The following is an 8,638-nucleotide window of genomic DNA, read 5'->3' as shown; positions in this document are numbered from 1 at the left end:
GTCAATCCTATACTTTATTCCCGCTATTTCACCTGTTTACGTGACTGATTCTTAGTCTAAATGATTTTATGAGATTAAAAAAACCTTCAACACAATGTCGTTACTTGTAAATGTATTGATCGTTCGGTACCAAGATTAATCGATGATTTTTTCTGGAAATAACAACAGTCATTTCACGATTTTATAAAAGCTATGCCTTTTTGGACAATAAGTATTGCTAATCATCAAAAAAATAAAATTAATGGGATTTCTCGTGAGAATTCGTGTTTTTATCTGCCTGTTCATTTAAAACGACGCAACTTTTGCATGTGTTTTCTTGCCCAAATCTCCAAGGGGTTGAGCTTCTTGTCTGTCTATTCAAGTTGGTGCGCTTTAACGTTGGCTATCACGCATGTGGCATGCATGGTGGTCATTTTTTTAAGATGGCCAGAATGCCATCAAATTCTTTTGACTTACATCACCTATTGTGGCTATTGTAGTCGCCCCAAAGTAGTTTGTCGCGCGAATTCATAAGTAAACCAGCGTCTATGAAAAAATGGTAATCTTTAAGCACACGCTCTTCTGTTGTATAATTTTTTTCGTAACGCGTCATCAATAACCTGTCTTCCCATCGCTATTTCTGTGTTTTGCTTAAATCAAAAAAGTAGACGTGTGAAATTGGTTTAGGGAAATACCCTAGGTCCAAACATGAGACTTGTCTAGTATAAAAGTATAAAATCTAAAAATTAAAAAAAGTTTAACTCTTAATGATGCGAAGGTTTTTTTGAAAATAAAATCTTCTAAGTTTAATCTATATTTCCAAAATGATTCGTTCCTCTCATATCAAAAAAAGTATTCAGAATTCTTTTAGAAATTGTATACTTGATAAAAGTGCTAAAACCAGTTTACAGTCGCCTGCTCTGCTAAATAAGTTGTTTAAGTAGTTAGCCTAAACAGTGTTCTGCGGTCAAGAAGATTCGAACTTCCCTGGGGTTTCCCCCACAACGACCTCAACGTTGCGCATCTACCAGCTTCGCCATGACCGCTTGTTTTTATTATAGCAATAATTTTTTTTAAAACTAGCCCCAATATATTGTGATCTTCACTTATTGCCCACGGAAGTTCTTGTAACCACAAAAAGAATCTACACTGATAATGCAGTTGATTTAGGAGGAGGTATCGAAGTCGCACACCTCAAGGTCTTCATGGTGGGTGCTGCCTGAAGAGTGTGGGTAAAGTCTTTTATCCAGAAACGCTAAAAACGATATAAAGGAAGGGGGATAGTCTTCGTCGTATAGCCTAGTTTAAGAGATGGGCCTCTAAACAAAACTCATCATTCCCGCTCATTCTAAAAAAATGACAATAAAGTCACCCATTTGTGGTAAGGAACTCAGTAGATCTAGTGCGCTCTATCATTCGTAGGGACATGATCAGCGCTTCAAAATCTAGCTTTCATTTCTAAAAATAGGAAAACTTTCATACATCATATCAATTTTACACCACGATGATTTTTCTATATTTAAGTCGTCCTCCACCCGTGGTACAAAGCAGGTCATGACAATAGACTGCTTCAAAAATATATGTTTTCCCTAAAAACGCTGCTCTTTTACAGAATCCTCGTGAGTTCTTGGTATATCATGAGCCAATCCACGTTCATCAATGGAAACACTCTGTTTTCCTTTGCTTTTTCCTTTATTACACTTTTAGCACAATACAGATCTTTTTTCTGGATCCGACTTTGAATGATTTAAGGTTTTTTTATAGCGCACCCCAAGACATCTTAGGGTTTTCAAAATGCTAACTGCCCTAACCCCAAAGCGCTCCGCTTACGCTGGATGATAGGCATTAGGAGATCCATCGTGATATCGTGTTCTAAACATTCCATGTCCATTGTGCTGGGTGACTTAGAGCGAACTAAGTTTGGTTCCAAACGGGCACTCCCTCTATACACTGCCTGCTTACCCATTCCAAAACGTTTACCAGAGTGCTCATAGCTCACCCCTTCTTTCTTCTTAATTTCTAAACTCTTACGACGAATTCTATGAATACGACATCTTTTAAATATCTTCTCTTTGCTTCGATTATAACCGTTCTATAGTTCGTTTACTCTAGTTATAAAAAGCCTTCACTTTTGGAGAAATAAAAAGAGATAAGTACTAAGAATTCATAAAGGAGAAACTCTAGAGTTTTGTATACACTAATGAAAATGGCACCGAACTTATTCTGTGCCAAGATAAATTATGGGAGAGTACAAGGGTAAAATTTTTTAGTAAGAAGAGCAAAAAATGTTATGGACGCACAAACGTTATAGTAGGATTGGTGAAGACTAAATTCATAGCATTTATGGGGTTTAATGAAGCTTATACTAGAAGTTTATTGAATATTTGGGTAGAACGATCATTAATCAAGGAGTTGAAACTAGAGAAAATTTTAATAATAGATAACGCAAGTTTCTATAAGTCGAGAAAGACTACACACTTCATTAAATCAGTTGAGTGCATGTTAATGTTTTACCTCGCTACTCACCAGATCTCAATCCAATAAAAAATACTGACTGAACATTAAAAAAAGGATTAAACGTAAAATCTAGTGGCTTGGAGATAATGAAAAAACAACAGTTCGTTTCTCGTCTTTCCTCTTACTCAACTTAATTGAATACCACTCTAATCTAAAATTTAATAAAATACAAAAAGATCAATGCGCATAGTCTATAGGTATTTTTTCATCCCTAAATTCTGGGGAAGAACAAGGTTCTGATTGACGATGAAGACGCTGGGCGTCAGATATAATGAATTGAATTTCCTCATTGGTCCACTCCGCGAGAGGCTTGAACCCATGAGGTTTTTTAATATCATTTAAAACTTTAATAAGTAACTCACGACTTTTTAAAGCCACGGCCCATTCCTTATCCGCCATGGCTTGATGAAAAATCGTATTAAGATCTTGAACTACGTTGCACAACTCAAGGGACTTATCTGAAGAGTTCATTTAGTCTTTATCTCCTAGACGCAACATGTAGAGGAAAATGTTTAAAACATCAAGATACAAACTTAAAGCACCCATAATGGAAGCTCTCTCACGAATAGAAGCATCCAAGGGTAACTGAAAATATAAATCTTTTAAAGCTTGAGTGTCATAGGCTGTTAATCCTGTAAAAATCACAACGCCCAAAACAGAAACAGCAAATTCCGTAATAGAACTTTTTAAAAATATGTTGACGATAGAAGCGATGCAAAGTCCTAGTACTCCCATAAACAAAAATGATCCCATGCGAGTCAGATCTTTTTTTGTGAGGTAACCAAAAGCACTAGCGCCTCCAAACATAAATGCAGTAATGAAAAATGCACGACTAATAGCATGTACTGAAAATTGGTAAAAAAATGCTGAAAGACTGACACCTACGAGACCCGCATAAATCCAAAATAATGTCTGTGCTCTCTGTACTGTTGCCTGCCCCACACGACTTCCCATGGCCCAAACCAGCCCTAGAGTTAAAAATCCAACGACCATTGATATACTGTGAAAAAAATGACGAATATTAGGCGGGGCAACATTAATTGCAAACCCTACAACACCCGTCAATCCTAGCCCTAAGGCCATATAGCTATAAATTCCCATCAAAAACTTCTGCAATCCTGCGTCTACAGTACTACGCAAAGCTGTCTTTAAAGGATACATAATTTTCTCCGTACGTTATATAAAATTCTACTCAGTCATTATAGCATTTTTTTTTGTTAAGGCAAAATCTTATATCTTTCAGAACAAAATAACCGTATTCAAAAATAATTTAGCAATAGAGAAGCGCGTATCCCTCTATCTAAACGGCTTTATGCAAAAGATAATAAATTATGTTGGGTAGAGTTTAATAGAGATAAAATCATAGATAAATTTATAGTACGTAAGAAATAAGTTAAGTGGAGTATGACGCAACAAACAGGCTCTCTCCGTGGAAGAGTAGTCTCTTAAACAGAATGAGAAAAACATCTTGATACTTACCTTAAAAAGAGGACAGAATGGTTAAAAGCAAGCCACAATTACACTTTTCGATCGCTCAAAGCGTTAAAGTTGCACTATAAAAAAAGTCTTTCCCATCTAAAAGCTCATTCAGAAAAGCGATCTAGACTTTGATCAAAGATTCAAAAGCAGAAGACTAGGCAATAAAAGACCGCTTGTTTTACCGTGATGCACCAAAGTTTTTCTAAGCAAGGTCTCTTAGACACGGATACGCTATTAGAGGCAGGCACTGTTAGGTAACTAAAACTAAAGGTGGACACACTTAGATAGTGTAGTCACAAGATAAATGTCCATAAAGCGATGCATCGAATTTGTACGAGCGCTAAAAGAGACCAGCAATTTTTTTTATAACGACCTTCAATAATGCGCCAAAGCTTGAGATTCAGGAATGCATTTTCTACAGAATATTTATCGTACACTCTGTGTGCTTTTTTATTTTTTCTTGGTGAGATAAGAGCAATTATGCCTTGGCTTTCAGCATTCTCAATTCTGTCATCGCTATCATACCTCTTGTGTGAAAAGACGATACTTAGCACGAAGGCTCGCTATTAATTTTCAAGCTTGAGTACAATCCGTTGTGGGGGTCTCTTTAATACCCTCATTGGAACTTTCATATTAAACGCACCTAAGACCATACCTACCTGGGGTATTGAGCCGCGTTTTCACTAGACGCATGAGGATGTACTCTGATGTGATGGGCATCCATCATGAGCCATTTCTATAACTATGTGTCTTCAATAAATATACGCTTAAGTAAACTCTTCTACATCTCACTGTCTGGCCAGTGATAAAACTTTTTATGGTTATTCTTCCAATTACTATAATCAGTTGGAAGACTTCCCCATGAAGCGCCCGTCCGTAAAATTCAAAAACCCCGTTGATAAAAGAGCTTTTGTCTTTTTCTAGCGTTATGGGCCTTCTTTTCCGGGTCAATTCCGTTGCAAGAAACGCGACGCTTTATTAGACATATCATGCTTTCTATTCACCCTTAGCGTGCTACCTTTGCTCTGTTCTAGAAATATCTTAAAACATGCTTGATTTCTTGACTACACAATCTAAGGTTCGTTTTAGTTCAAAAGTTTGTTTTAGTTCAAAGTCAGGGTATTTCCTCCCTCAGTACAGTTTTAAATACAACCGTGATTATCAATTCATGATAGCCAAGCCTTTATAGATCCTATCTACACCACACTAGCATCTTTTTATACTCAAAATATATAACTTCAAAAATTTACCTCCACTTCCTTTATAAAGCACGGTATACTTCTTCAGCTAAATCCGCTCTAAATAGAAAAAGGATTATTGCTTTGATATCAATAGTACTACGCTCGGCGGGATTTGAACCCACGACAACAGAATTAGGAATTCTGTGCTCTATCCATCTGAGCTACGAGCGCTTAAACATTCATTATAACAATTTTTTTTTCCATGGTCTATTGGTTGTCTGGAAATAAAATTACAACCATTGGTCCCGATGTCCGTATAAGGAGATGTATAAAATTTTGAAGGTATATGTATATACTAAGAATAAAAAAAATATTGAGGACTGTATAGCATGATAAAAAGAATTCAGCGCTTCTATTCCTGGAATATGATCCTGCAAATTCTGGGCGCAATCGCATGCGTAATGGCAGTATTTGCCTACATGTTAGATTATGGTTTTGGATATACCGCATGTGTATTATGCACAATAGAGCGCATTTTATTAATCGTTGTGGGCACTTGGACCATCTATACCCTATCTGGATGGATAACCTGGGGATTATGGTGTTTAGGCCTAATTGTTACGTGGTATCATATTGCAGTTCAGAACCATTGGGTTCCTTTGGCATCTTTTTGTAAAGCCAGAGTTCCAGTAGGGGATACCTTAAATGCGCAAATGGAAGATTTTTTATCTCAGCCCAGTGTTTCTTGTGATCAGATAACGTTGAAAGTATTTGGGATTTCAGCAGTTTATTTTTTATGTGCTTTTTTTACTCTGGGATGTTTGTTGGTGTTATGGAGAACACTGCATTTAGCAAAAAAAAAGAGTCTTATACAATAGTTATGTTTTATAAAGTAGATTGCATAGGTTGGTCATAAAAATATGAAAAAAAAATTTATGCTGTGTCCAAGAAAGGGGTATTTAGAGGTGAATTTATGCCACACTACAAGGAGCAACAAAGTTATTGCTCGTTAAAGTTATAAGAGCACTGCAAACCAATCTTTTTTTGAACTAAACTTCAAGTACAGGATGTGAACGTATACCTAAGCTTACAAATGCTGTAGATGCGTAGATTACCTAATATTTTCTTTTATATAAAACACTATAGAAATAGAAAAATACACAAATAATTTATTAAAAGAATGGACTTCAATACTTTTTTAGGTCTACTCCAAACAATCCCAGCTTTTCTGTTTACTTAATCTCATTAATACTGAGTGAACAGAATCGAAAATACTCCTTAAAAATATACCAGAAGGCAGAACGGTTTTTCAAGGTTATATTAGCCAAGTACAAATAAAATGACTATACATTCATAAAAAGTTTGTTCCGCGCCAACCCCGGACCCAGTCTGGTAATTTTCGTAGCCAAGTAGTGGCTTTAACAGAGCAAAAAACCTAAGCATAGCCAAGATAAATAAAATATTTTTTATTACTCTGTCCAATACTAATGCAATAGTCTAAAAAGGCTAAGTTCACAACAATACGTCACAAATTCGCTACCAACATTGACATGGAGCCACTGAAATAAGCTAATCTTGATATCGGATAATATAAAAAAAGCGAAAGAGTGAATGTTAGCCAGGAGCGTGTCTTTCACGCATTGAAGCGTGAGCTCGAGAGTTCCCCTATAAAAAAACTCTAGATTACCCAAAAACTGACGCGGAAACATCATTTTTTTCTCCACGAAATCAAGAAGCATAAAAACCAGAGTCAACTTAGTGGTGTGTGTTGACGAAAGTGGACTTTGCTGAATCCATGCCGCCCATTTATAGAGACATAACAAAAAACGGTGCTTTGATGGTCATGATAAGGGAGGAAAAAGCTGCCCTTATGGTATTGATGTATTCTTTTACGCACATAAAAAAACGTCAATACGGAAATATTTGAATTGGGGTGATTCAAAATCTGATACTAAAATTTCCTCTTAAAAGCGTGGTGATTAGAGATAATGTCAACCTTCATAAAAGCGTTTTGATGAAAGATAGTTCCAAGTCTTAGAAGATCCTGCACATACGTTTTCTTTACTGAGCAGCCGAGGCTTCAAACTTTAATTCTGTAGAGAAACAGTAAGCCCAGGTAAAAAATAAAAAACGTAAGAGAGACACAAACACTGATAGTTTATTTAATGACCCTGTATCTGTGATCACATTATGTGTGACTAACTCTATCTCGTGACTATAGTTTCTAAATAAATTAGATTAAAGACGATCTAGATAAAACACCCGTAGGATTAGTAAAACATTTTTGCATAAGCGCCGTTTAGGGTGTAGAAAGCTAAAAGCTCTCGGCTTCAGGTATAAAAAATTTCCTCTATACGGAAGCACGTTCTGAAGTTAGAACTGAATTTTTAAACAAAATTAAAGAATATACCCATTGGAGAGTTAGTCTTTATGGATTAGAGGATAGGGGACAAAAAATGAATTGTTTCTAAGTAAAAAAAAAATTGGAAGACACTAGAAAAGTATAAATGCTTTGGCATCGATTTTATTTAATGAAATTTATGATACTAAGCGTTTTGAAATATGGATAAAAGAATTAAGATCTGAGCAGTAGGTGCTCATGGACAACGCTTTATCTCATAGGTCTCAAAAAATAAAAATATCTGAATTCATTCGTTAAACTGTGATTTTTTCCCCACCTTATTCACTTGACATAAATTTTAATAAAAAATTCTGGAACAATATGAAAAAATATCACATATTGTGATCAATGATACGATACTCTTTCAGCTTTCTTTGTTCTTAATCAAAATTACTGGAGACCTAATTCTGGAACCCGTGGTTTGAGTGGTCTCCAAGAGTGTATTGATAGGCTCAGGGATACAATATTTTGATTTCCCTCATGCTTTATCTAATCATGATCCTAATCAGCGCTTATGAGATGCCTTGTCCCCAACTCAATAGACCTCTTGAGAAACTAGATTGAATTTAAAGTTTGATGTAAACGCTCTATAGAAGGATCTGTCATGAAGTAGGAAACCATGAAAAATATAGAAGACGAAAAATTTCGTCGTTTAACAGGCGTTAAAAGATCACCTTTTGAAAAGATGCTTGATATTTTAAGAGAAGCCGCACGCCTTAAAAAAGCGAAAGGCGGTGGAAAGAACACGCTTATTTTAGAGGATCGCCTTCTTATGGCTCTTGAGTACATCCGGGAATACCCGTACTTATTTCCATATAAGTCAAAGCGATGGGGTCAGTGAGCGTACGGCTTATGATACGATTAAATGGATAGAAAGAACGCGTATCAAGCACTCTGATTTTGCTTTGCCAGGTAAGAAAGCGCTTTTGAAACGTGATATCAATGATGAAGGGGTGTTAATAGATGCAACAGAACCCCCAATAGAGCGCCCAAAAAAAGATAAAAGCATTACTACTCAGGAAAAAAGAAAAAACACCCCTTAAACACTCAAGGTGTAGTAACTCAAGAAGGTATATGCACG

Annotated in this window: 6 protein-coding genes, 2 tRNA genes and 1 pseudogene; 4 read left to right on the top strand and 5 right to left on the bottom strand. The window is 36.1% G+C overall.

Annotated elements, in window-relative coordinates:
* Nucleotides 1-941 precede the first annotated feature (941 nt).
* Together HCUR_RS00090 and HCUR_RS00085 are read right to left on the bottom strand one after the other, a co-directional pair.
* Nucleotides 942-1,025 (bottom strand) — tRNA-Leu (locus HCUR_RS00090).
* Nucleotides 1,026-1,768: 743 nt separating this feature from the next.
* On the bottom strand, nucleotides 1,769-1,978 hold the full coding sequence (locus HCUR_RS00085; protein ID WP_104206226.1) for a hypothetical protein: 210 nt from the start codon (nucleotides 1,976-1,978) through the stop codon (nucleotides 1,769-1,771).
* Nucleotides 1,979-2,199: 221 nt separating this feature from the next.
* Here HCUR_RS00085 and HCUR_RS09950 point away from each other — a divergent pair, with 221 nt between their 5' ends.
* Nucleotides 2,200-2,523 carry a transposase gene (locus HCUR_RS09950; RefSeq protein WP_129591775.1) on the top strand — a complete coding sequence of 108 codons (324 nt, stop codon included), beginning with the start codon at nucleotides 2,200-2,202 and terminating at the stop codon, nucleotides 2,521-2,523.
* 150 nt (nucleotides 2,524-2,673) lie between these two features.
* Here the strand turns inward: HCUR_RS09950 and HCUR_RS00080 are convergent, their stop codons facing one another.
* The 3 genes from HCUR_RS00080 to HCUR_RS00060 all read right to left on the bottom strand — a co-directional run bounded on the left by HCUR_RS00080 (nucleotide 2,674) and on the right by HCUR_RS00060 (nucleotide 5,387).
* Nucleotides 2,674-2,967: a hypothetical protein gene (locus HCUR_RS00080; RefSeq protein WP_104206225.1), complete on the bottom strand. Its 294-nt coding sequence runs from the start codon at nucleotides 2,965-2,967 to the stop codon at nucleotides 2,674-2,676.
* Entirely contained in the window at nucleotides 2,968-3,657 is a 690-nt protein-coding gene (locus HCUR_RS00075; RefSeq protein WP_104206224.1) for a Bax inhibitor-1/YccA family protein, read from the bottom strand. It lies immediately after the preceding gene.
* 1,656 nt (nucleotides 3,658-5,313) lie between these two features.
* Nucleotides 5,314-5,387, bottom strand: a tRNA-Arg gene (locus HCUR_RS00060).
* Nucleotides 5,388-5,545: 158 nt separating this feature from the next.
* On the opposite strand from HCUR_RS00060, the gene HCUR_RS00055 reads away from it, so the two are divergent.
* The 3 genes and pseudogenes from HCUR_RS00055 to HCUR_RS09360 all read left to right on the top strand — a co-directional run.
* Complete coding sequence (locus HCUR_RS00055; protein ID WP_104206222.1) at nucleotides 5,546-6,034, top strand: disulfide bond formation protein B; 489 nt, start codon at nucleotides 5,546-5,548, stop codon at nucleotides 6,032-6,034.
* Nucleotides 6,035-6,924: 890 nt separating this feature from the next.
* The gene (locus HCUR_RS08935) at nucleotides 6,925-7,083 is read left to right on the top strand and encodes a hypothetical protein (RefSeq protein ID WP_207760824.1); all 159 of its coding nucleotides are present in this window, start codon (nucleotides 6,925-6,927) and stop codon (nucleotides 7,081-7,083) included.
* A 1,093-nt stretch (nucleotides 7,084-8,176) separates the two neighbouring features.
* Nucleotides 8,177-8,638, top strand: a pseudogene (locus tag HCUR_RS09360) (transposase family protein); the annotation flags it as partial.

The organism is Holospora curviuscula, from assembly GCF_002930195.1.
GTDB lineage: Bacteria > Pseudomonadota > Alphaproteobacteria > Holosporales > Holosporaceae > Holospora > Holospora curviuscula.
The sequence above is the reverse complement of the archived record's forward strand: the minus strand, read 5'-3'. Positions and strand labels throughout refer to the sequence as shown.